Here is a 24,612-nt window from a genome sequence, read left to right as displayed (position 1 = left end):
TTTTATTTATTAATACTCAATAAACGAACTGGTTAGAATGCCTGTCCCGATTCTCGGGAAGGTCGTGGGTTCGAGTCCCGTCCATTCCGCTTAAAGTCCCGAAGAGATTCGGGACTTTTTTGTTTTTGTACCCATTAGTTCCTCGGAATTTGCAATTCCGAGGCCCTATCGAAGGATTTTCAATCCGATTTAAACAGAGCCTTGTCCTGTCTTGCTGGCATGAAACTTCTTTTTCAAAAGGAGTTCTCGGGCCAGCGCTGGGTTGAGGTTAGGTACAAGGATCCAGGGGTTAAAACCCCTGGCTATTTTATTTTTCGCTCCTAAGGAGCTTTTGATGCGGGATGGTCTCAAGGTATATCTTACCGAAGGCATATCTTAAAATTATCTTGAACAGTATCTTCTCTATTATTTCGCCGAAGGCGTATTTCAATATATTTCTACTGTATTTCATTCTCCGTCTAGCTGGCATGACACCTCTTTTTCAAAAGGAGTTCTCGGGCCAGCGCCGGGTTGGTTACCTTTTCTATTTATACGCTGAGTTGCACCTGGGCCTGCGCGCCTCAGGCATGGCTAATAAATTACGCTCTTTCAGAGCTTTTGATCCAGGCTGTCTTCAAGGTTTATTTCGCCACAGGCGTATTAGCTCCTCGGAATTTGCAATTCCGAGGCCCTATCGTAGGATTTTCAATCCGATTTAAACAGAACCTTGTCCTGCCTTGCTGGCATGACACCTCTTTTCCAAAAGGAGTTCTCGGGTTAGCGCTGGGTTGAGGTTAGGTACAATGATCCAGGGGTTAAAACCCCTGCCTGTCCGCCTCAGGCGGGGCTATTTTATTTTTCGCTCCTAAGGAGCTTTTGATGCGGGATGGTCTCAAGGTCTATCTTGCCGCAAGCGTATCTTGAAATTATCTTAAAAGTATCTTTTCTATTATTTCGCCGAAGGCGTATTTCTAAATATTTCTACTTTATTTCTCCAAAGTATAGCAAGCCCAAATCTGAGATATTCACCATTCAACCAAGTTTGCCTTGCCCAAATTAAGCTTCCAACTTAATATCGAATCAAATTCGACAAATCATATGAAATATATTGCTTTGATGATTAGCTTCTTGCTGATCAGTTTGGGAACCAAAGGACAAGATCGGGTTACAGGAAAGAACTTTGCTACTCGATCTGAAATCGTCGCTCAAAATGGAATGGCTGCTACCAGCCAGCCTTTAGCGACACAAGCTGCTTTGGATATTTTGAAAAAAGGAGGAACTGCCATGGACGCAGCTATTGCAGCCAATGCCATGTTGGGTTTGGTAGAGCCTCATGCCTGTGGAATTGGTGGAGATGTTTTTGCCATCATCTGGGATGCCAAAACTCAAAAACTGTATGGTTTCAATGGAAGTGGAAGAGCTCCAGCCAGCTTGACTATGGAGGTATTTAAAGAAAAAGGGCTAAACTATGTCCCTTTCTTAGGACCTCTTCCTATTTCTGTTCCCGGTACAGTGGACGGTTGGTTTGAAATGCACAAGCGCTTTGGAAAGCTTTCCATGCAAGATATCCTCCAACCTGCCATTGATTACGGAAACAAGGGCTTCCCTATATCAGAGGTTATTGCCTGGCAGATGAATAATAACTGGCCTCGAATGCAAGACCTTCCGGGTTTCAGGAAGACCTATATGCCAAATGGTGTATCAACTCCTAAAAAGGGGGATGTTTTCAAAAACCCTGATCTCGCAAGAACTTATGATCTAATTGCCAAAGGAGGAAAAAAGGCATTTTATGAAGGTGAGATAGCGAGGACCATAGATCGTTTTATGAAAGAACATGGAGGCTACTTAAGCTACGAGGACCTAAAAAATCATACATCTGAGTGGGTGGAACCAGTAAGCACCAATTATAGAGGTTACGATGTATGGGAGCTTCCTCCAAATGGGCAAGGAATCGCCGCCTTACAAATGCTAAATATTTTGGAAGGATTTGACATCAAATCCATGGGCTTTGGAAGTGCTGAATATTTACATGTTTTGACTGAGGCAAAAAAGCTAGCATACGAAGACCGGGCAAAATATTATGCGGACCCTGCTTTCAATCAAATTCCTGTAGATTACCTGATTTCAAAGGAGTACGCTGCTGAGAGAAGAAAATTAATAGATTTCCACCAAGCTGCAGATGAATATCCTGCTGGAGATATTGAAAAAGGGAATACCACCTATCTAACTGTAGCTGATTCGGAAGGAAATATGGTCTCCTTTATCCAAAGCATTTATGATGAATTTGGGTCTGGTATGGTACCTGACGGCCTGGGATTTGTCTTACAAAACAGAGGGCAAATGTTTAACGTTCAGGACCCAAACCACTGGAACTCCTTAGCAAGAGGCAAAAGACCATTTCACACTATTATACCTGCATTTATCACCAAAGACGGAAAGCCGTTTATGAGTTTTGGCTTAATGGGTGGAGCGGTCCAGCCGCAAGGACATGCCCAAATTGTTGTCAATATCATCGATTTTGGAATGAATATACAAGAGGCAGGAGATGCTCCTAGAATGCGTCATGTTGGCTCCTCCCAGCCTACTGGCTCCCGTATGACTTCCGGAGGTTCGCTCAACCTAGAAAGTGGATTCTCTTATGAAGTGATTCGAACCTTAGAGGAAATGGGACATAGGGTGGAGTTTAGTGTGGGGCCTTATGGAGGCTATCAAGCAATTCGATATGACCCTATTCAAAAAGTTTATTTTGGCGCATCCGAATCAAGAAAAGACGGTCAAGCTGCTGGATACTAAAAAGTAAAAGAGGTATTTTCTTACCACAACCTCTAAAAAAAGCCCTTCAAAGAAATTCTCTGAAGGGCTTTTACATGTGATTTAAAGAATGAATCCTTAGAAGTTACCTCTCAATTCTCCGCTTGGAACCAGATCTGAATGCACATTAACATAAGCATAGCTTGTTCTCATCGCTTCCCTCAAGATCATCAGGTCTCCACCCATTAACTTACCTCCTAGACTTTCGCTGGTTAAAGTTCCTTTAACATATACTCCCTCTACAGGTCCTTCTCTTTTTTCACCATCTAAAGTTACTACCACCGGGCCATTAGCTCCTGGTTCAGCAAGATGTATGTGAGAGAATCGAATGTCAGAGATATTGTCCACATTCACCTGGAAATCTACAGAGGAATTCTTTTTATTGAATCTGAAAATAGCTACCCCAGTTGCATCAGTTTCTACAGCTGGAACTTCATTCAGACCAGATAGCTTGATAGTGAAATTATCATTATTGTTCGGTTGAACCATGCTAACTTGTCCTCGCAGCTCCCCTGAAGGAAAAGAAGAGGTATGTATGTTCACATAAATTCTACCCATGTTGATTTCCCGAACTAAGTCAGAAATCATTTTTCCGGCTAAAGGTCCTGAAAGGTCTTCCATTTTGATCATTCCTTCTACAACCACTCCGTTTTCCAGTCCAGATGGATCTTGAGCGGGAATCAAGGTTACTACTACAGGACCATTTTCTCCCTCTGCTGCATTATGCAAGTGAGCAAAAATAATTCCTGTGGTGTTTGCAACTCTCACTTCGAAATTCAGGCTTTTGCCATCAGGGCTTAAAGAGAAAAAAGCAGCGCCCGCGCCGGAAGAATTGACAGCAGGAACTTCTTCAGTTCCAATCAAAAAGGAACCAAATTCCATCATTTGGCCTTTTCTGGCATTTTCGTCACCAGTAAACTCTACATTTGAATCATCTGCCATAGGAATTTGAGCATCCTCCATGCCTTGGCAGGCAACAAAAAACAGCATTACAAAAATGCTGAAGTACACACTTTGAAATAAATTTTTCATGATTTTTTGGGTTTGAATGTTAAAATCGAATAAGAGAATTACGTAAGGTCAACAGGAATTGGATTGACCTGATTTTCAAAAAGTTGCAATTTTATAAGTGCAAAATGCAGAAATTGATATAGGAAGGGTGAGTTCTTATACCAAATGATTATTAACAGGTATGTATAACCAAAAAAAAATCAGCTTTAGAGAGCTGATTTTTTTTTTAATTCAAAGTTTTCTGCCAATTCCAACTATCCCGAAGGGAATCTTCCAAAGAGTATTTCGGAAACCAGCCCAATATCTGATTGATTTTTTTCGTATCTGCCCAGATTTTAACTACATCCCCGGGACGCTTAGGTCCGATTTCATAATTGAGTGTTATTTGATTGACTTTTTCAAAAGTCTCAACTACTTCTAATACCGTATTCCCATGGCCAGTTCCGACATTGAATACATCGTAAAAATTGGCATCCTGCTCGCCCAAATAATTAAGCGCTTTCACATGTGCATCTGCCAAATCCATCACATGAATAAAATCTCTTACACAAGAACCATCTGAAGTATCGTAATCATTTCCAAAGACAGTCAGTTTATTTCTTAATCCGGCAGCAGTTTGAGTAACAAAGGGCACCAAGTTATTTGGAACTCCATTGGGTAACTCTCCGATTTTAGCACTTGGATGCGCACCAACCGGATTGAAATAGCGGAGTGAAATCACTCTAACTCCAGCTTTACTTTTCACATAGTCAACCAAAATATCCTCGCATACTTTCTTAGTGTTCCCATAGGGACTTTCAGCATCTTTTCGAGGTGTGGTTTCTGTAACAGGCAAAACATCCGGTTGCCCATATACTGTGCAGGATGAAGAGAAAACCAAATCCTGAATTCCTTCCCTTTTCATAAAATCCAACAAGACCATTAAAGAGCCTAAGTTGTTCTGATAATATTTCAATGGCTCTTGAGTACTCTCTCCCACTGCCTTATAAGCCGCAAAATGAATTACTCCGGCAAGTTGATGTTCTTTTCCTATTTGATTTAAAATTGATGAGTCATTACAATCTCCTTTGTAAAAAATTGGTTTGTAACCCATGATTTCTTCCAATCTGTCAATAACTGACTCACTGGAATTTGATAAGTCATCTAAAATAATTGGGGTTAGACCCGCTTCTACCATAACTACGGCAGTGTGTGAGCCAATATATCCTGCCCCACCGGTAATTAATATTTTTTTCATTCTTGATTAAAAATTCCTAAAGAACAAATCTAATCCAAAGGATAAGATCTCCCGAATTTTTGATCAAATCTTTAATTGATTAAGGTAAAGGTTCCCCGTTTCTCATCAGTATTCAAACCATTTTCCAAGCTATACTGATAGGATATATAGTAGGAATAGGCTCCGGGTGGCATAGGATTGGCATTGTGATTCCCATCCCATCCTTCTGTCCCAGAAAAAATCAATTGCCCCCATCGGTTGAAAATCATTAGTTTATAACTGATGCTACAATTGGATATAGGTTGATAAGGGCCATCTTTTGGTGAAAACCCTGTAGGCATTCGAACCTGAGGCCTCGATTCCGACACCTTACCCAAACCTGAAATTTGGCAGCCTTGGGAATCTGTGACTGTCACCGAAAATTCACCTGAAGGAAGGTTTTCCAAAAGTGCCAATGCTTCGCCATTTTCCCACTGATAAGTATAAGGTGGAGTTCCTCCAGAAACTTTAACTTCCAATGCCCCATCAAGTCCTCCTGGACAACCCGGTGCCAGTTCCTCAAATTCCAAATTGAGGGGATCAGGACCGGTAATTACCAATTCAAATGGCATAGTACATGATTTGGAGTCTTCTAGTAAAAGCTGGAAAGTTCCTTTGCTCAATCCTGAAAATGAAAGACGGGCGCCATCCCATACAGATTCAAATCCAATTACTTGATAAGGCGGTTCACCGCCAGAAATTTCCAAGACAGCTCCTCCATTGGACTCAGCAGCACAACTTACATCGGTCACCGCAATTCTATTAATCAAAATAGGTTTAGGATCCTCTAGGGATATATTCAACTGAATTTCTCCACAGCCGGCTTGATCGATCACTTTTACCTGATAGTTACCAGCAGGTATGTTCTTTAAAAAATCCTCCTGATTTTCCGGAAATCCCTCCCATTCAAATATAAAATCTCCAGAACCTCCTTCTATTGAAAGTAAAATTTCCCCATCACTTTCTCCAGGACATGATGGAGAAATTTTATTTCCTTCAGTTACAGAAAGCGCATCAAAAGATCCGATGTTTAAAATTTTGGAGACGCCGAAGCAAGAGGGATCAGATGACAAGCTTTCTTCATAAAAAACACTTCTTTCAGAGGCATTTTCATCCCACAAAACTACAATCTCTTCAGTCGATTGACCGGATAAAATTTGACCTCCGCTAACTTGCCAGAAATAGTCTTTCCCATCCACTGGATAGGGTACAGTGTAGGTAAGTGGCTCGATCGTACTTCCGCATAGTCCAGCCTGCCCGGAAGGTATTTCCGGCTCAAAATTATTCTGGATTTCTACCTCGATCTCCAAAACCTCTCCTAAACAACCATTTTCAGCAATAGGTGTAATGCGAATAAATCCTGTGCCTTCAACTACACCCCAATTCACTAAGGCAAATTCCTCATTACTTTGAGTGATCTCCCCTCCTTCTATTTCCCAAATCACTTGATCTATATTGAGAGAATTTTCAAGATAATATCGAATTCCTTCAGCACCGGGACAAAGAGAGGCAGGCCCTTTCAATTCTGTTTCCACGAAAGTAACTTCTATTTCAAATTTGAATTCTGTTTCGCTATCACAAGCTCCTGTTCCTGTAGAAGCAGTTATAACTACCTCATAAGTCCCTTTTTTCGTAAAAATATGAGAGACTTCCTGACCACTTTTACTTATACTCCCATCACCAAAATCCCAAGAGAAATTAATGAATTTGGGATCATCGGGAATAATCTTCCAAAGCCCTTCTTGATTGAGGCAGGCTACCTTCTCTCCTTCAACTTCAAATTCATACCTCGTTTCAGTTTCAAACTGGACATTCTCCAAACTTGCACCAATAGCAAATCCATAGGACTCAATAGAGCCAGACCCATACACATATCCTATCAAACCTTCTGGGTTTGATACAGAATTAACTCCAAATGGAACTTTGATTCTCGTATAGCTCAAGTTCGTGCCGGAAACTTGTGAAAAATTACCGCCAACATTTTGGCCATTCAGAGTAGTTTGACCCTCTGTACCTGAATTTACTAATAGCGTTAAATAATGCTCGATATTTTGATTAAACCCACCGATGAGCTTGCCGGTAGAAAAAATTATATTCTTGAGCATTTGTGAGTTTGGACTCAAAACAAATAACGAAGGATCTCCTAAAGGTGCAACGCCAAATTCATTGCAAGCCGCACTTTTTGCAATCACAGCCGCAGAGATGGGTTTATTTGCATCTATTCTGGCGATGTCATTCTTACCAAACTCAAACTTGGCGCTTTGTCTGGCATTTAAAGTTGCCTTCACCTCTCCGTTTATTCGTAGGATAGTTCCATCCTGTGAGGCTAATACCTTTACTATTTCACCGGATGTTCTTCCTGCTAGAGGAATGTGAATATATTCTTTACCCCAAGTTTGAATAGGATATGCCTGCTGGAAAATGTGGTCTCCACTGGTTCCGCAATCTCCTGCAGAGCTGGTCTTATTACCTCCAAAAACTGCTATGAGTTTGCAATTATTTTGATTGGCATTTAAAACTTTTATTCTGGAACCTGTCAAATCTCCTTCTGCCTTGACTTGATAACTTTCTCCCTCATTCAACACAATCCGAATGGGTGCTCCAGCAGGAATGGTATTGACTGTTCTTGCAGCAGGAATGATCTCAATTTCTGTATCATTTTCTGTGGCAACAACCAGTAAAGTACTTTCAAAATTTTGATTACTTCCTGGATTTTGACCTGGTCCGAAAACATCATAATGAGCCATGACCAGGTATTCGGTGCTTAATGAGCTGTAAGGAAGCACCACAGTTCCATCTGTGCTGTATTGTCTCCCATTGATCGCATGGACAGCCAAATCGCCCGAAGAGGTGATTCTAAAGGGTCTATACTCTACCTGTCCACTTTCTCTATGAATAACTCCTTCATCTTCTCCATCAAATTCTCGGATCAGTTGCTGACCGGCTTCTAGAGAAAATGAGATTGCCTGTTTGGGGGTTTGAATGATTCCTGAGGCTTTTTCATTGGCTGTTATGATAACCACGACTTTATCAGGCTGAGAGTTCCTGCGGTTATTATCCATGAAACCAATGTAAAAATCTCTACCAAGGGTACTGATTTGGGAAAAAGCGGAAAAGCATACCAAAAAAATTGGCAAGAATGTCCAAATCGCCCTTTTCCACACTGAATTCATCTGCTAAAATCTCCTGAATCAGAAATTTACCTGATTAAGGTGAAAATTCCAGACTTTTCTTCTGTCTCTATTTCACCTTCTTTGCTGAATGTGTAACTCAAGACAAATGTATATGTTCCAACTGGAGCTTCATTTCCTTTTATCATACCGTCCCAACCTTCAGTTCCGACGTAGACCATCCCTCCCCATCTATCAAAAACTTTGAGAGTATAGTTGAGAGAGCAATTAGAAACAGGATAATATAATCCATCAGAAGGCAGGTATCCTGTAGGCATTCGAACCTGCGGACTAGTTTCTGAAATCCTTCCATAGGCCATTACCTGACAGCCATTACTATCCGTCACAGTAACAGCATATTCTCCGGAAGGCATATCACTGATAAAGTTAGATCCAAAATTTGAGGTACTAGAAGTAGAGCGGACCTCTGAGATTCCAGAACCCAAATCCCAAGCATATTGATAAGGCCCCACACCACCTTCAACTTTTACAGCCAGCCTTCCAAAACTTCCTCCGGGACAACTTTCACTTTCTTCTACGAAGCTGACCTTTAACTCCTCAGTTCCTCCAATTACCCCATCAACTGCTAAACTACAATTGGTAGCATCTAAGATAAAAAGGGTAAATGGACCTTTTGACAATCCTTTCACGGTAAGTTTTTCTCCATCCCAAGTAGAATCAAATCCTTCCACCTTATAAGGTGCCTTGCCTCCTGTCAAATAAGCGATAAAACCACCATCACCCGAATCTGAGCAAGTGGTTCTCATGTATTCCAATTCTCGGGTTAACTCCAACCCTTTGTGATCTGATAAGGTCAAGCTAAATTCGGCTATCCCACAACCTGATACATCTTTAACAGTTACTTGGTATTCACCGGCAGCAATATTTTCAAGCTTATTTCCTTTTACAGTAGGATATCCTTCCCATTCAAATTCATAATTACCTGTCCCCCCTTTCACTTTGATCTCCAAAGCACCATTGGTTTCACCTGGACAAGAAGCCAATGTCTCTATCTGCTCTTGTAGCAGAATTGGTTCTCCAGTCTTAATTTTTAAAACCTCTGAACTTCTAGGACAAACGCTTTGATCCTGAATTTGCTCCGAATAAGAAATGACTTTCCCCTCACTGGAATTCTTCCATCTTACAGTAACTGATTTACCGGAATTTTCACCGATGATTTCTCCTCCTTGAATAGCCCAAGAATATTGAACTCCTGTCTGAGGATTTGGAACTTCATAGACTTGATCAAGGAAATCGGGTCCGCAAAGCGTTTCAATTCCTTTCGGCTTCGGTAAAACTTCTGATTCCTTTATTCGGATTTCCAGAGATATCAACTCACCAGGGCAATCAGATTCATTGTATGGTATCAGTGAAAGCCCCATATTTTCAGTTTCCTCAATCCATCGAATTTTCACAAAATCATTGCCTGTTTCCAAGATTGAACCTCCTCTTACATCTACCCAATCCAAATTTCCAAAAGGAGTTGTTGATGAAAAAGTGTAGGTAATTTCTGAACCCAGACAAACTTCTTGATTTCCATTTATTTGGGCATTCTCAAAAAGTATTTTATCCAGTTTTTCAACAGTCAATTTCTTAGAAATACCTCCACATGCATCCTCTGTATTGGTAAGCGTAAAAAATACCTTGCGCACCTCTGCATCATCATCCCATAATATTGCAACTTGCTTTTGATCTGCCTCACCAGTAATCTTTCCCCCTATCACTTCCCACAAGATTGACCCAGCGAATTCAAAATCTGCGGGAATTTCATAAACCAGAGACTCCTCTTGTATTCCACAAATACTTTCAGGGCCGAGTGGAATTACATCAAGCCCTGTACTTCCAAGTTCTATATCCAGAATTATTTCTTCTCCTCTACATCCATTTGGTGCAAAAGCCACCGCTTTGATTTGACCGGCATCGGAAGTTTCACTCCATTTCACCGTTAAAGAATTAGCTGATTGGCTCACTATTTCTCCACCGATTACCTCAAGCCATTCCAGCTTTTCGAAATTGACAGTCTCTCCTAATTCGTAAACATGAGTACTTCCGGGACAAACATTGGTTTCCCCTTTGATCTCTGCTAGTACCTTTAGAACTTCCACATCAAAAGAATAGGTTCTTTCTAAGGCACAGCTGGCTGCTCCGTTGGAAGCTAAGACAGAAACAGTGAATTTCCCTTCTTTTGTAAATGTATGCTTGGCTTCTTGCCCAAAAACAGGGTCAGAACCATCACCAAAATCCCATTTAAACTGAGTGTAAATCTTACTTTCAGGTTGAATCATCCAAGTAGCCTCCTGACCAAAACAAGCCACTCTTTCACCTACTACCTCAAATTCATATTTACTATCTGCCTCGTATTCAGAACTTTCAAAATTTGCTCCTGCAGAAAAGCCGTAGGAATTCAAATTACCGGTTCCATAGGCATAGGCAATCAATCCTTTAGGATTAGAAAGTGAATTTGTACCTCCACTTAATTTGATCTGAGCATAGTGAAAATTAGGATTTCCTGGAACGGCTTTGAATTGATCTCCGATGTTTTTTCCATTCAAAATCGTTTCGTTCACTGATTCAGCTGGAACAATCACATTGACAAAATGCCTAAGGAATCCATATGACTGCAGGGAATTAAAAACGATGGAAGATATCCTTTCATTATTTGGATTGTAGGTGATCATCAAAGGGTCTCCAAATTTAAGAGGACCCGGAGTATCACAGTCCTGACTTTTCGCAATTGCCGTAGTTGCTATGGGTTTATCAGACTTGATAGTGGCAATATCAGTAGACTTAAAATCATAGATGTAAAATTCACCTTCATTCAGAGTCACAGTTGCTAAGCCACTGACTTCGATGGTGGTATTATTTTGAGAAGCCACCACTTTGACTAATTCTCCGGCTGTCCTTTCCAAAAGAGGAATGTGAATGAATTCTTTTCCCCAGGTAAAAAGCGGATATGTCTGTTGAAATAAGTGATCTGATGTAGAACCGCAGGTTCCCCCCTGAGTCATTTTATTCCCTCCGAAAACGGCAACTCTTTTACAATCATCAGAGCCAGAATTGACCACCTTTACTCGTGTTCCTGTTAAATCGCCTTGTCCTTTTAACTGATAACTCTGACCTTTATTTAGTGTGATTTTCACAGGTGAACCGGCTGCAAATCCATTGACAGTGGGTACGGTAGGATTAATTTCAACTTCTGTATTATTCTCTGCCGAAACAATCAGCACGGTGCTTTCAAAATTATTGGGGGAAAGACTGATGTCATTATAATGAGCAGTGACAATATAATCCTTGCCTATCGCTGTAAATGGCAGAATAACACTTCCGTCTGAACTGGTAGACCTGAGGTTGAACGCATGGACAGCTATTTTGCCGGAAGAAAAAATATAAACGCCTTTATTTCTAATAACACCCGAAGAACGATGAATGATGTCTTCAGTCGCTGTGGTGGGAATTTCATGAGTAAATATTTTTCCCTTGGCTATTGAAAAGTTTATCGTCTTACCCAAGTACTGAATATAGCCAATAGCGTCTTCCGAAGCCGTAATGGATATTAGGGCTTTATCCTCATTGTTTTCTTTCAGGTTATTTTCCATAAACCCGAAATAAAACTCCGTACCGACGGTGCTCAACTGGGCGAAACTACCTTCGCTCAGGAAAAATGAACTCAACACCAAAAAGATTAAAAAGAATCTTTTTGCGTGTTTCATTTAAATATAAGGCATAAGCAGATTAGGGTGATCTAGCTATTTAATAAGAGCAAAAGCTCCGGATTTGTTTTCTACTTTTAATTCATCTTCCAACAAAAATGAATATTGGAAGACATAGGAATAAGTTCCTGATGGCGCATTCACTCCAGAAACCGTGCCATCCCATCCCTCAGTACCTGTATAGATAAGTTGACCCCATCTATCGTATATCCAGAGTTGGAATTGCAACTCACAGTTAGATATACCTTCGAAGAGATCCTTATCTCTTTGAGGAAAATATCCTGTTGGAAGTCTAACCTCAGGTTCAGCTTCTTCGACTATACCTTCGCCTAAGCTTACACATCCTGAGCCATCTGTGACAGAAACAGCATAATTTCCTTTCGGAACAGCAAGTAATTGATTACCAAGGGTGGATTGGAATTCCCAAGTATACACATAAGGTCCGACTCCACCAGCGGGAAAGGCAAATAATTCTCCATTACTACCACCTGGGCAAGCAGGCTTCTCCATCCTTACATCTACTTCAAGAGCTATAGGTGATGTTATTTCAAAATCTAGCGGAATGCTACATCCATTGGCATCCAACAATTCCCAAGAATATACACCTTGAGGCATACCTGATAAAGTTATACTTCCATTGAAGGTATTTAAACCCTGATAATCAATTGTATAAGGAGCTACACCTCCAGTTATTGTAAAGCTTACAGCTCCATCAGGTTTACCAAAACAGGAAGTCCCAACGGGACTGATAGACTGGATAGCTAAAGGTTCAGGCTGAATTATTTCCAGGTTTTCTAAAAGTCTTTCACAGCCCAACTGATCTGTGACTTTCACTGAATATAGGCCAGCTACCAATTCTAAAGCATCAGCAGAAGCTAGTCCTGAATCATGGGACCATTCAAAGGTGTATGGAGCAACTCCGCCAATTACTTCCAATCCAATTTCTCCTGAGTTCAATCCCGAACAGGAAATTGGAAGCAGTCGAGCTACATTGACTACAAACTCATCTTCTACTATCACTTCTATTTCAGAAGATTCTCCTTCACAAAGTTCATCCACCAAACTAAAAACCTTATAAGAAACAGCCCCTAAAACACCGGGCTGATTCCAGGAAACCTCAATCTCTGAACTCCCTTGACCTGAAACAATCTCTCCCCCCGTCACAGTCCAAGTATATCCTCTTCCTGAAGAAGCATTTGGAGCAGAATAAGTGTGGAAAACAATAGGATCAAAACAAACCTGCATTACTCCCTCAGGATCTTCCGCTTCAATTCGCTGATTAATTACTACTGATTTTATGATTGGTTCTCCAGGACAACCGTTTAAGGAATAAGGAATTGCTTTGACAAAGGCGGCATCATTGGCCGGCCCCCAATTAATTAGAACTGAATTATCAGTGGTTTCGATAATTTCTCCACCCTCTACCTCAAATTCAACCCTACTGACATTTTCAATAGCTTTGAATGAATAAAGTAATTCCTCGACATCAGGGCAGACAGACTCTGCTCCCAACAACTCTCCTTCTGTTTCCAAAACAGTGACACTGAAGGTTACCTCCTCTCTTTGATCGCATGAATTAGGGCTGATAGCAGCCAAAACACTTACCTCATATTCTCCTGGCTCGGTAAAGGTGTGAGTCACCTGAGCACCTTCTTGGATATCACTACCATCTCCAAAATCCCAGACAAAATAGGTGAAATCTGGGTTTTCAGAATTGATGATCCAATCACCTACCTGATTTAAACAGGCAATATTTTCACCCTGGACATCAAATTCATATTCGGATTCTGTTTTGAAATTCAAATTATCCAAAGCGGCACCAGCTGCATATCCGTAAGATTCTAAATCCCCAAAACCGTAGGCGTAGGCTGCAAAACCTTCCGGATTGGAAAGTCTATGTACACCTTGCGAGATATTAACACGGGCATATTGAAAATCTGAATCTCCGGGAAGAGTTGAAAATAATGCCCCTATATTTTGACCATCCAGAATAGTTGAATTTTGGCTTCCTGCCTTGACTACAATATTTACATAATGATTAACTATGGATGGCAAGGCAAGGGACTGAAAGGTTAAGTCCTTTAAAAATTGCTCTGATGGGCTATAGGTAATCATGAAGGGATCTCCAGTATTCGAATTTGGAGAATTTGGCTGATTACAGGCTTGGCTTTTTGAAAACACTGTCACCGAAGAAGGCTTAGAAGTTTCAATTTTTCCAGACTCGTTAATGCCAAATTCGATGGGGATCCAAGTTCCTCTATTTACTGTCCCAACAGAAACTCCATTGACACGCACACCTGTATTGTCCTCAGAGCCTAAAACTTTGACTAATTCCCCAGAAGTTCTACCTGACAGTGCCACATGAACAAATGAAGTCCCCCAAGTATTCACTGGATAAGCTTGCTGAAACAAATGATCATTTGCCGCACCACAATTCCCTACTGAGGTCCATTTATTTCCTCCAAAAACTGCAATCTTTTTACACTCATTAGCATTTTCTCCTATCACCCTAACCCGGGTTCCAGTCATATCTTCTTTGGCTTTCAGCTGATAACTCTGCCCCCTATTCAAGTTGATTGATAAGGGCACTCCCGGGTTTCCTCCTCCTAAGGTATTGACAGAAGTAGTGATTTCAATCTGAGTATTGTCTTCGGTTGCGATGACCAACATGGTACTCTCATCGTTGATATTCCCATTGAAATTCACATCTGCGGTCAAAGTCTCATAGTGAGAAGTAATGTAATAGTCCGTTCCCAATGCTCCAACCGGCAAAACCACAGTTCCATCAGCACTTCTAAAGCGTTCATTATATGCGTGAACAGCAATTTTTCCAGTACTTGAAATATAAATTCCCTTATTTTCTGTGGTTGCTGAGTTCCTATGCAATAAATCTAAATCTTCAGAAGGTACTCTGAGGGTGTATTGTTGTCCAGCTGTCATGGAAAAACTTACCGATTGTCCCAAGTACTCAATAGTTCCTGTTGAATTTTCGCTGGCTGTTAAAATCAAAACGGCAAAATCAGGTGCTCCATTTGAATTTCCTGAAGGTGGTACTCGGTTATTATCCATGAATCCCACCCAGAATTCTTTTCCCACAGTAGAAAGCTGAGCAAAAGAGAAAGTACTTTTCGCCAGAAAAATGATTAAAAGAATTGTTGTCAGGTAAAATTTCCTCATTCTGCTCAGTTAAGGGAACTATAATTTTTCAATATAAGCATCTGATTAAAATATTGTTGGTAAAAGGTGTCAGATGTTAGGGATTATCATGTAAATGGTCTGGTATTACAGGAAAAGGAATATAATAATTCCTATCTTTGCGCCTTCAAAAAAAAGAAGCTAATACATGATTTCAGTAGATAATCTTTCCCTCAAATTTGGAAAAAGAACCCTTTTCGAAGATGTCAATCTTAAATTTACTCCCGGCAATTGCTATGGTGTGATTGGCGCAAACGGTGCGGGCAAATCTACCTTTCTTAAAATCCTCTCCGGAGATATAGATAGTACCTCAGGATCCATCAACATCACTCCTGGTCAAAGAATGGCTGTTTTGAAGCAGAACCATTTTGAATTCGACGAAGTAGAAGTTCTTAAAACGGTTTTGATGGGCCATAAAAAGCTATATTCCATCATGTCTGAAAAAGATGCTATCTATATGAAAGCTGATTTTTCTGAAGAGGACGGAATCAGAGCTTCCGAGTTGGAGGCAGAATTCGCTGAAATGGATGGTTGGAATGCAGAATCTGATGCCGCTGCCCTACTTTCAGGCTTGGGGATTTCGGAGGATTTGCACTATCAGCCAATGAAAAACCTGGCGGGTAATCAAAAAGTAAGGGTTCTCCTAGCTCAAGCTTTATTCGGGAATCCTGATATCTTGATTTTGGATGAACCAACCAACGACTTGGATGCTGACACCATCGTGTGGTTAGAAGATTTCTTGGTCAACTTCAAAAACCTCGTTATCGTAGTTTCTCACGACCGTCACTTTTTAGATGCCGTATCAACACACATTGTGGACATAGACTTCGGAAAGATTAAGATTTACTCCGGTAACTATACATTCTGGTATGAGTCCTCCCAATTAGCTTTGAAACAGCGTTCTGATCAAAACAAGAAAGCTGAAGAAAAGCGAAAAGAATTACAGGAATTTATTGCCAGATTCTCTGCCAACGTGGCAAAGTCCAAGCAGGCAACTGCCAGAAAGAAGATGTTGGAGAAATTGAACGTGGATGATATTGAGCCATCTTCTAGAAAGTATCCGGGCATTATGTTCAAACCGGAAAGAGAAGCCGGGGACCAGATTTTTATGACCGAAAACCTGGAATTAAAGCAGGATGGGGTTACTTACTTTACCGATGTAAATCTAATGGTAGACATAGGAGATAAAATTGCCTTTATCTCTAAGACCAAGCAGGCGGTAAATAAATTTTTCCAAACCATTATGGAAGAGATTCCTGCTACCAAAGGCTCTTTCAAATGGGGAGTTACCATCAATAAGGCCTACTTGCCGAATGATAACTCCAAGTACTTCAATTCAGATCTTAACCTGATCGATTGGTTGAGACAATATTCCAGTAATCAGGAAGAAGCATACGTTAGAACCTTCTTGGGAAGAATGCTTTTCACGGGAGAAGAAACTTTGAAAAAATGTACGGTTCTTTCCGGTGGTGAAAAAGTTCGATGCATGATCTCTAAGATGATGTTGCAAAATCCTAACCTATTGGTAATGGATGAGCCTACCAACCACTTGGACTTGGAATCTATTACTGCTTTCAACAATGCAGTCATTGAGTTTCCAGGAACAGTCTTAATGTCATCTTATGACCATGCATTTGTACAGTCATCTGTCAATAGAATCATAGAATTTACCCCAAATGGAACCATCGATCGCAGAATGCCATACGATGACTATTTGGAAAGTGAGGAGATCAAGGCACTTCGCGAGAAAATGTACGCTAAAAGTTAATTTGCCTTGCTGCTTCTTGCCATCATAGCTTATCTCGCTATCACGGTGGGAATCGGGGCTTGGTCTTCCAAGCTGGTTAAAAACTCCAATGATTTTGTATTAGCGGGACGATCTCTCCCGCTTTTTCTTTCTGCCTCTGCCCTATTTGCGACTTGGTTTGGCTCTGAAACTATCTTTGGAGCATCCTCTGTATACCTAGAAGAAGGCTTAATTGGAGTTATTGAAGATCCATTCGGAGGAGCACTATGCTTGGTTTTATTCGGTATGTTTTATTTACGCCCTATGTACAGAATGGGAGTTCTTACGATCGGGGATGTATTTAAAAGAATTTTCGGAAAAAGAGTTGAGTTTTTTGCTTCGGTTTTCATGATTCCAGCCTACTTTGGCTATGTAGCGGCTCAGCTTGTTGCCTTAAGTTTGGTGCTGGGAGCAGTAACTGATTTAAGCCTTTTAGAAGGAATTCTAATCGCTGCAGGAATTGTAGTATTCTATACATTTTTGGGCGGTATGTGGGCTATATCGATTACCGATTTCATCCAAACCACTATGATCGTTATTGGGCTGGTTTGGGTTGCAATATTGGTGGCTCAAGAAGCAGGTGGCGTTCAACAAATACTTTCTCAGGCTCCTGAAGAAAGCTTTCAGTTTTTTCCTGAGCCCGATTTTACTTCCTGGATCAATTATTTCGGAGCTTGGATCATTTTGGGCTTAGGCTCTATTCCATCTCAGGATATTTATCAAAGAGTCATGGCTTCCAAATCAGAAAAAGTAGCTGTACGCTCTACCTATTTGGCTGGCACATTTTATTTGACTTTTGGCTTGTTGCCTTTATTTATCGCTTTGGGTGCTAAGGTGCTCTATCCTGAACTTTATTTGGAAAATAAGCAAATGCTCCTCCCTTCCATGATATTAAGGCATGGGGGCTTGCCTGTACAGATCGTCTTTTTTGGGGCTTTAATTTCAGCAATTATGAGCACCACGAGTAGTGGGCTTCTGGCGCCTGCTGCCATCATTTCAGAGAATATCATTAAGCCCTATTTTGGAGACAGACTGGATGACAGACATTTCTTATGGATTCTAAGATTGAATGTGGTCTTTGTAGCCATCATCGCAACAATAATGGCAAGTTGGGAATCCAATATTTATGAATTAGTCGCTGGAGCCTCTATCTTGATGCTAGTATCTTTATTTGTACCCTTGACAGCAGGCCTTTATTGGAAAAACGCTTCCAAGATGGGTGCCTTGATGTCTATGGTAATTGGCATGATCGTTTATTTGGTCATTTCCAACTTTGAGCTTTCTGTAGAGGCTCATATATATGGACTATTTGCCAGCATTATTTCCATGATAGCCGGAAGCTATTTCTTCCCTGACAAATCAAAACCGAACTATGAACTATCCTAAGATAATTTTAAAAAAAGGAAAAGAAATTTCACTGATGCGAAAGCATCATTGGGTTTTTTCAGGTGCCATTGCCCAAATGGATTCCGATCTTGAATCAGGTCAACTAGTGGCTGTTTACTCTTCAAGAAATACTTTTTTGGGAATCGGTCATTTTTCCCATGGCTCAATCATGGTCAGGATTATCAGTTTCGAGGAAGAGCAAATTGATCTTTCCTTTTGGAAGAAAAGAATTCAATCCGCTTATGAATTGAGAAAGGCTTTAGGACTGATCAATAATCCCGAAACTAATGTCTACAGGCTAATTCATGGGGAAGGAGATCTACTGCCGGGTTTAATTGTGGATTTCTATAATGGAACGGCGGTCATTCAAGCCCATCATGTAGGCATGCATGCACATATTCAAGAGATTGCCGAAGCAATTCAGGAAGTATACGGCAAGGATATTCAAGGAATTTATGATAAAAGTTCAGAAACCCTTCCAAAAAATCTGGGCATCAGCAGCAATGAATGGGTTTGGGGAAAAGCCTCCACTGATTTAGTAAAAGAATATAGCGCCACCTATAAAATTGACTGGGAGAAAGGACAAAAGACTGGATTTTTCATTGATCAAAGAGAAAACAGAAAGCTTTTGGCCTCTTATTCCAAGGGAAAAAAAGTCCTGAACACCTTCTGCTATTCAGGCGGGTTTTCGGTTTTAGCCCTCTTAGAAGGAGCGAAAGAGGTGCATTCTGTAGATATTTCTCCAAAGGCTATTGAACTGACAGAAGAGAATATCTCGCTCAATCCTCAAATCCTGGGATCCCATGAGTCCAAGGTGGCAGATGTGGTGAAATACATTCGGGAAATTGGTGACGATTATGATCTCATCGTGCTGGATCCTCCAGCTTTTGCCAAAAATATCAAAGCAAGACATAATGCTGTTCAGGCTTATAAAAGACTGAATGCAGAGGCATTGAAAAAAATTAAATCCGGGGGAATTCTATTTACATTTTCCTGTTCTCAGGTAGTCGATAAAATTCTATTTGCCAATACCATTACCGCTGCAGCTATGGAAACTGGCAGAAAAGTAAAAGTGCTACATCACTTAAGTCAGCCGGCTGATCATCCAATCAATATTTATCATCCGGAAACTGAGTATCTCAAAGGCCTGGTTCTTTACGTGGAGTAAATTTCAAACAATTTTAGTCAAGTATTATTTCTTTTGAAGTAATTTCACCCTATAAATCTCATCGAACATGTATATCGGAATACAACATTTACACTCAGGACTTGCTTATTTGGCTCTAATCGCCTTGATCATTGTCATCGTTTTGATGCTAATCGGTTCTCTCAGTGGAAAAGAATTCACAGAAAAGGACAGGAAAATCGCAATGGTCGCATTTATTCTTGCCCATACCCAATTGTTAGTGGGTTTGATTTTGTACTTCGTCAGCCCAGTTGGATTTAGCCTATTAACTTCGGGAGGGGCAATGTCTGACCCAGCTGCCAGATTAACTGCTTTAGAGCATCCACTAATCAATATCATTGCTATCGTATTGATCAGCATTGGTTATATCCGAGCAAAAAAACTGCAAAGTGACCGTGCTAGGTTCAGAAGTGTTTACATGATGTATGCCATAGGATTGGTGTTGATTCTTAGCAGAATCCCTTGGGCTAATTGGTTAGGGTAATTGCAAAAACTGATTATCCGCAGTCATGCCAGTATTTATATCTTCTTTGCTCATCCTAATGGAAGACCGAAGACCGAAGCTTCCGGATTTTGATCCTTTGGGCTAATTCTAAGTTATATTTATCATTTTCTAGGTAAGAACGCATACACACAAATACCAAAAAAACCGAAGCTTTACCAGCTTCGGTTTTTTTATTTTCTTGAAAATCCCAGACCCTTCTCTTACTTCTACTCTCTCTTCTCTAACTTCTCGATTCTCGCCCCTATTCTCTCTCTTAAAATCCTTTTTTAATCTGCTCTGCTATTTCTGCCAATTCTTCCTTCTCCAATTTGAGTTTAGGTCGGGTGAAATTGATATCATCCATGGTTTTCAAAGGGACCAAATGCACATGGACATGAGGAACTTCCAATCCTATCACTGCTACTCCAATACGGGTACACTTGATCGTCTTATCCATTGCCTTCGCCACCTTTTGAGCGAATGTCATCAAACCGGATAAGACAATTGGTTCTAAGTTGAAAATATAGTCTACTTCCTGTTTGGGAACTACCAAAACATGCCCTTTCACCAAAGGCATAATGTCCAAAAAAGCTATGTAGTTTTCATCCTCAGCGATGATATGTCCGGGAATTTCCCGATTGATGATTTTTGTAAATATGCTTACCATAATTTTTAAATATGATTATTCGGAATTTTTCAAGCAGCCCTATCTCCCTTTGCTAATGGAGACCGAAGACCGAAGACCGAAGTTTGTCCCTGATAGCCATCAGGCTGAGTTTTTAAACTGATGATTTTCTTATAGGTAGAAAAGTAGATATACGAATCCTTAAAATAAAAAAATCCCGGCGAAAACCGGGATTCCTAACTGTTAATATTTTAAATCAATAAGAAATCTCTAGAACTTCAAACTGAAGCTTTCCTGCTGGAGCGTTGATTTCGGCAATATCTCCCACAGTCTTGCCTACTAAACCTTTTCCAAATGGAGATGCTAAGGAAATTTTCCCCGCTTTCAAATCAGCTTCTTCCTCAGATACCAAAGTGTAAGAAACAGTCATCCCATTCTTTACATTTTTGATTTTTACCGTGCTCAAAATCCCAACTTTAGATTGGTCCATTTGAGAGTTATCCAAAACTCTGGCATTTCCTACCACTGCCTCTAACTTGGCGATTTTAAGTTCCAATAGGCCCTGTGCATCTTTTGCAGCATCGTACTCGGCATTTTCGGATAAATCACCCTTGTCACGTGCCTCTGCGATCTGCTTTGCAATATCAGATCTTCCTTTGGTCTTCAACTCGTGAAGTTCATCCTTCAACCTCTTAAGACCCTCTTCTGTGTAGTATTGTACTTTTGACATAAAATATCACTTTGTTAAGTAGGTACAAAAAACAAAGTAACGGTCGCGTGAAAGGGACCGTTACCTTGTTTTCTTCCTGAATTTGTAAAACAAAAATAGAAAAACTCTAATCAGAAAGCAAAATTGCCTCAAAAATAAAAGCCTCCTGTTTTTTCACCCAATTCACTAATTAAAAGCCTTTTTTATCCTCTTTACCAGAACTTTATTGATTTTTTCATAGGATTCAAAAGTCCAGCCAGCAACATGTGGACTAAATATTACATTATCTCGAGCGGCCAGTCTTACAAACTCCTCTTTTTGCTTATCGGTAAACTTCTTGAATTTTTCATTTTCCAGAACATCCAAAACAGCTCCTTTTAATATCCCTTCATCCAATGCTCTATTAAGTACCTCAAAGCTGATGACTTCACCCCTTGCGGTATTGATCATCCAAAAAGGTTTGGAGAAGCTCTTTAATTCTTCATAAGTAAAAAAATTCCTGGTTTCTGAAGTCAAAGGAATGTGCAAACTTAACACATCAGCTTCTGCTTTGACTTTTTCCCAAATGACTTCCTCTACCTCTTCCGAGCCAAAGCCCAATTTATATTTATCATAGGCCATCACACGAACTCCAAAACCTTTAAGTCTTTTGGCAAACTGGCTCCCCATATTGCCATAACCCATGATCCCTACCGTTTTCCCCTTTAGTTCATGTCCTCGATTTCCTTCTCTATCCCAGATTCCTTTTCTCACTTCGGAATCAGCTTTAATGACATGATTGAACAAGGCTAATAAGCCTCCTATTGCATGCTCTGCCACAGCGTCGCGGTTTCCTTTGGCAGCATGAAATAATTTGATTCCCCGCTCCACCAAGTACTCCAAATCAATTTGATCCAAACCAGCTCCAGCTCGGGCTATAAATTGCAATTGACTGGCCTTTTCCAATAATTCCCTATCCATGGGAGTTTTAGAACGGATTACAAGCCCATGATAATCTGCTACTTTTTCCAAAATCTCAGACCTGGAAATTTTTGGCTCATAATCTACTTGGTGACCTTCATTTTCCAATAAATCGATGATGCTCAAGTGCATCTCGTCTATAATCAAAATCTTCATTTAATCACAAATTGAGTAATAGCATGGCAACGCCGAAGTAAACAGCCAAGCCTAATAAATCATTGGTGGTGGTGATGAATGGACCGGATGCTATGGCTGGATTGATACCAAATCGGTTTAGGACTAACGGAGTAACTGTCCCCATAAATGAGGCTAATAGTACCACACAGAACAGGGCAATCCCAACTGTAACCCCGAAGATTGGCTCAAAACCATAAAGAAAGACGACCACCAAGAAAACAAAACCTCCCAATACAACTCCATTGATCAAGGCAATTAGTAAGCCTTTAAAAAATCGCTGAAGTGGTGTGTCATCAAATATGGATTTATTGGCAAGAGATTGAACAATCAAAGAGCTTGCTTGAATCCCAACGTTTCCTCCAGTAGCTGCCACCAGTGGAATAAAGGAGGCCAAGGCTAAATATTTATTCAAACCTTCTTCAAAGAAACCAATGATTTTAGCCCCCATCAATCCTCCCATTACACCAATTAATAGCCAAGGCAATCTTGCTTTAGTGATCAAAAAAATGGAATCAGACTCTTCGATATCTCCGGAGATACCGGCCATAGCTTGGATATCCTCATCAGCTTCTTCCTGCACTACGTCAAGGATATCATCAACTGTAATCCGACCCACCAATTTGTTTTTGGCATTGACAACCGGGACAGATTCCAAGTCATATTTTCTCATGATAGAAGCTACCTCCTCCTGATCCATATAGGTAGGAACAGAAATCACCTCTTCCTCATAAATATCCTCTATTTTGGTATTCTCACCAGCCAAAATTATTTTCTTAAGGGACACTCTCCCTAAAAGTTGCTGTCTATTATTTACAACATAAATGGAAAAAATCTTTTCAACGTTCTCAGCCTGTCTCCGGATTTCATTGATGGTTTGGATGACATTCCAGTTTTTATTGGCTCGGATAAATTCTTTGGCCATGATACCACCGGCGGTGTCTTCTTCATAGCGCAACAAGTCCAAGACTTGCTCAGACTTGAGTTTATCCTGAAAATGAGAAATAACTTCCTCCCGCTCACGCTCACCCAGTAAATTTAAAATATCCGCTCCATCATCAGAATCCATCAACTCGATGTAGGATGCTATCTCAGCTTCATTGATTTCTTTCAAAACCCTGAAAAGCGTATTGTCATCCAACTCTATCAGAATATCAGCAGCTGTCTGTTTGGTTAAAGCACGGAGCACATATATAGACTCCTCCATCGACAGCTCGTCGAGGATGGCTGCGATATCAGCTACATTTACCCCTTCCAAAGACTCCTCGATGAACACGAGGTCTTCAGACTCGATCGCCAACCTAAGGCTTTCTAGGTATTCTTTTGAAAGTTCAAATTGCTTAATGATTTCCACGGGAAGCTTCGATTTGTTGGGTTAAAAACACAAAATCAGCCACATCTAACTGTTCTGCTCGCTTATCCAAAATAGGATGGCTTTTAAACTCCTCAGCAAGCTGAAATGATTTCAGAGAATTCCGTAATGTCTTTCTCCTATTTCCAAAACCACCTTTGACAACCTGGAAGAAAAGCTTTTCATTACAATCCAGTTTATCTGTTTGGTTTCTTGTCAAGCGAATCACTCCGGAATTTACTTTCGGAGGGGGATTGAAAACACCGGGAGGAACGGAAAACAAATATTCTATAGAATAATATGCCTGAAGCAAAACAGACAAAATACCATAATCTTTATTTCCTTTTGGAGAAGCAATTCGCTGCGCGACTTCTTTCTGAAGCATGCAGACTACCTCAGTTACTTTTTGCCTTTCTTCCAAAACCCTAAAAAAGATCTGAGAAGAAATATTGTAAGGGAAGTTTCCGGCTATGGCATAACGCTCCGGTAAAACAGCATCTAAATTCTCCTTTAAATAATCCCCTTCAATGATTTTCCCTCCAAGCTGGGGATATTTCTGATGCAGATAAGCTATGGACTCAGAATCAATATCTATTAGATATAGTTCCAAGGGGTTTTTCAACAGAAAATCTGTCAGCACTCCCATTCCGGGGCCGATTTCCAATACGCAGCCTACATCTCCATGGCCTTGCACTGCTTGAGCTATTCGCTCGGCAATACTAAGGTCGGTCAGAAAATGTTGGCCCAGATGTTTTTTGGGTCTGACGTTCTGCATCGAATAGCTCAGATAAATTTTTATAAATTGCAGCCTAAAATTAAG

At 40.5% G+C, this 24,612-nt stretch carries 15 protein-coding genes; 5 read left to right on the top strand and 10 right to left on the bottom strand.

Annotation, left to right across the window (positions count from 1 at the left end; genetic code table 11):
• Positions 1–1,077: 1,077 nt before the first annotated feature.
• Entirely contained in the window at positions 1,078–2,772 is a 1,695-nt protein-coding gene (gene ggt / locus B2906_RS13520; protein ID WP_286940364.1) for a gamma-glutamyltransferase, read from the top strand.
• A 96-nt stretch (positions 2,773–2,868) separates the two neighbouring features.
• On the opposite strand, the gene B2906_RS13515 is transcribed toward ggt, so the two are convergent.
• The 5 genes from B2906_RS13515 to B2906_RS13495 form a co-directional block, all read right to left on the bottom strand.
• Positions 2,869–3,822 (bottom strand): CHRD domain-containing protein, encoded by a 954-nt coding sequence (locus B2906_RS13515; RefSeq protein ID WP_286940354.1) that lies wholly within the window; start codon positions 3,820–3,822, stop codon positions 2,869–2,871.
• Positions 3,823–4,027: 205 nt separating this feature from the next.
• Complete coding sequence (gene galE, locus B2906_RS13510) at positions 4,028–5,038, bottom strand: UDP-glucose 4-epimerase GalE (RefSeq protein WP_286940349.1); 1,011 nt, start codon at positions 5,036–5,038, stop codon at positions 4,028–4,030.
• A 71-nt stretch (positions 5,039–5,109) separates the two neighbouring features.
• Entirely contained in the window at positions 5,110–8,118 is a 3,009-nt protein-coding gene (locus tag B2906_RS13505; protein WP_286940342.1) for a PKD domain-containing protein, read from the bottom strand.
• A 137-nt stretch (positions 8,119–8,255) separates the two neighbouring features.
• On the bottom strand, positions 8,256–11,936 hold the full coding sequence (locus B2906_RS13500; RefSeq protein ID WP_286940338.1) for a PKD domain-containing protein: 3,681 nt from the start codon (positions 11,934–11,936) through the stop codon (positions 8,256–8,258).
• Between the two features lie 36 nt (positions 11,937–11,972).
• Entirely contained in the window at positions 11,973–15,113 is a 3,141-nt protein-coding gene (locus B2906_RS13495) for a PKD domain-containing protein (protein ID WP_219959278.1), read from the bottom strand.
• 166 nt (positions 15,114–15,279) lie between these two features.
• On the opposite strand from B2906_RS13495, the gene B2906_RS13490 reads away from it, so the two are divergent.
• From B2906_RS13490 to B2906_RS13475, 4 genes are all read left to right on the top strand, one after another.
• Entirely contained in the window at positions 15,280–16,899 is a 1,620-nt protein-coding gene (locus B2906_RS13490) for an ABC-F family ATP-binding cassette domain-containing protein (RefSeq protein WP_286940327.1), read from the top strand.
• Positions 16,900–16,905: 6 nt separating this feature from the next.
• Positions 16,906–18,303, top strand: coding sequence for a sodium:solute symporter family protein (locus B2906_RS13485; protein WP_286940326.1), 1,398 nt, complete (start codon positions 16,906–16,908; stop codon positions 18,301–18,303).
• A complete protein-coding gene (locus tag B2906_RS13480) occupies positions 18,290–19,471 on the top strand; it encodes a class I SAM-dependent rRNA methyltransferase (protein ID WP_286940324.1) in 1,182 nt (393 codons plus the stop codon). Before B2906_RS13485 ends, B2906_RS13480 begins: the two co-directional genes overlap by 14 nt.
• Positions 19,472–19,538: 67 nt before the next feature.
• Entirely contained in the window at positions 19,539–19,973 is a 435-nt protein-coding gene (locus tag B2906_RS13475; protein ID WP_286940321.1) for a hypothetical protein, read from the top strand.
• 274 nt (positions 19,974–20,247) lie between these two features.
• Here the strand turns inward: B2906_RS13475 and B2906_RS13470 are convergent, their stop codons facing one another.
• The 5 genes from B2906_RS13470 to rsmA all read right to left on the bottom strand — a co-directional run bounded on the left by B2906_RS13470 (position 20,248) and on the right by rsmA (position 24,567).
• On the bottom strand, positions 20,248–20,640 hold the full coding sequence (locus tag B2906_RS13470) for an HIT family protein (protein WP_286940313.1): 393 nt from the start codon (positions 20,638–20,640) through the stop codon (positions 20,248–20,250).
• Positions 20,641–20,854: 214 nt separating this feature from the next.
• Positions 20,855–21,328, bottom strand: coding sequence for a transcription elongation factor GreA (gene greA, locus B2906_RS13465; RefSeq protein ID WP_091655243.1), 474 nt, complete (start codon positions 21,326–21,328; stop codon positions 20,855–20,857).
• A 165-nt stretch (positions 21,329–21,493) separates the two neighbouring features.
• A complete protein-coding gene (locus tag B2906_RS13460) occupies positions 21,494–22,423 on the bottom strand; it encodes a 2-hydroxyacid dehydrogenase (RefSeq protein WP_286940311.1) in 930 nt (309 codons plus the stop codon).
• Between the two features lie 4 nt (positions 22,424–22,427).
• Complete coding sequence (mgtE, locus tag B2906_RS13455; protein WP_219959284.1) at positions 22,428–23,795, bottom strand: magnesium transporter; 1,368 nt, start codon at positions 23,793–23,795, stop codon at positions 22,428–22,430.
• Positions 23,782–24,567 carry a 16S rRNA (adenine(1518)-N(6)/adenine(1519)-N(6))-dimethyltransferase RsmA gene (gene rsmA / locus B2906_RS13450; protein WP_219959285.1) on the bottom strand — a complete coding sequence of 262 codons (786 nt, stop codon included), beginning with the start codon at positions 24,565–24,567 and terminating at the stop codon, positions 23,782–23,784. The genes mgtE and rsmA overlap by 14 nt, the downstream gene beginning before the upstream one ends.
• Positions 24,568–24,612: the final 45 nt, after the last annotated feature.

This window comes from Algoriphagus sp. UBA3586 (assembly GCF_002376385.1).
In the GTDB taxonomy this organism is placed as follows: domain Bacteria; phylum Bacteroidota; class Bacteroidia; order Cytophagales; family Cyclobacteriaceae; genus Algoriphagus; species Algoriphagus ornithinivorans.
Note: the sequence above shows the minus strand (reverse complement) of the source record. Positions and strands in the feature narration are given on the sequence as shown.

What these genes read in the sequence shown, in the direction of transcription:
- ggt (WP_286940364.1), top strand. Translation starts at nt 1,078, where the DNA reads ATGAAATATATTGCTTTGATGATTAGCTTCTTGCTGATCAGTTTGGGA.
- B2906_RS13515 (WP_286940354.1), bottom strand. Translation starts at nt 3,822, where the DNA reads ATGAAAAATTTATTTCAAAGTGTGTACTTCAGCATTTTTGTAATGCTG.
- galE (WP_286940349.1), bottom strand. Translation starts at nt 5,038, where the DNA reads ATGAAAAAAATATTAATTACCGGTGGGGCAGGATATATTGGCTCACAC.
- B2906_RS13505 (WP_286940342.1), bottom strand. Translation starts at nt 8,118, where the DNA reads ATGGATAATAACCGCAGGAACTCTCAGCCTGATAAAGTCGTGGTTATC.
- B2906_RS13500 (WP_286940338.1), bottom strand. Translation starts at nt 11,936, where the DNA reads ATGAAACACGCAAAAAGATTCTTTTTAATCTTTTTGGTGTTGAGTTCA.
- B2906_RS13495 (WP_219959278.1), bottom strand. Translation starts at nt 15,113, where the DNA reads ATGAGGAAATTTTACCTGACAACAATTCTTTTAATCATTTTTCTGGCG.
- B2906_RS13490 (WP_286940327.1), top strand. Translation starts at nt 15,280, where the DNA reads ATGATTTCAGTAGATAATCTTTCCCTCAAATTTGGAAAAAGAACCCTT.
- B2906_RS13480 (WP_286940324.1), top strand. Translation starts at nt 18,290, where the DNA reads ATGAACTATCCTAAGATAATTTTAAAAAAAGGAAAAGAAATTTCACTG.
- B2906_RS13475 (WP_286940321.1), top strand. Translation starts at nt 19,539, where the DNA reads ATGTATATCGGAATACAACATTTACACTCAGGACTTGCTTATTTGGCT.
- B2906_RS13470 (WP_286940313.1), bottom strand. Translation starts at nt 20,640, where the DNA reads ATGGTAAGCATATTTACAAAAATCATCAATCGGGAAATTCCCGGACAT.
- greA (WP_091655243.1), bottom strand. Translation starts at nt 21,328, where the DNA reads ATGTCAAAAGTACAATACTACACAGAAGAGGGTCTTAAGAGGTTGAAG.
- B2906_RS13460 (WP_286940311.1), bottom strand. Translation starts at nt 22,423, where the DNA reads ATGAAGATTTTGATTATAGACGAGATGCACTTGAGCATCATCGATTTA.
- rsmA (WP_219959285.1), bottom strand. Translation starts at nt 24,567, where the DNA reads ATGCAGAACGTCAGACCCAAAAAACATCTGGGCCAACATTTTCTGACC.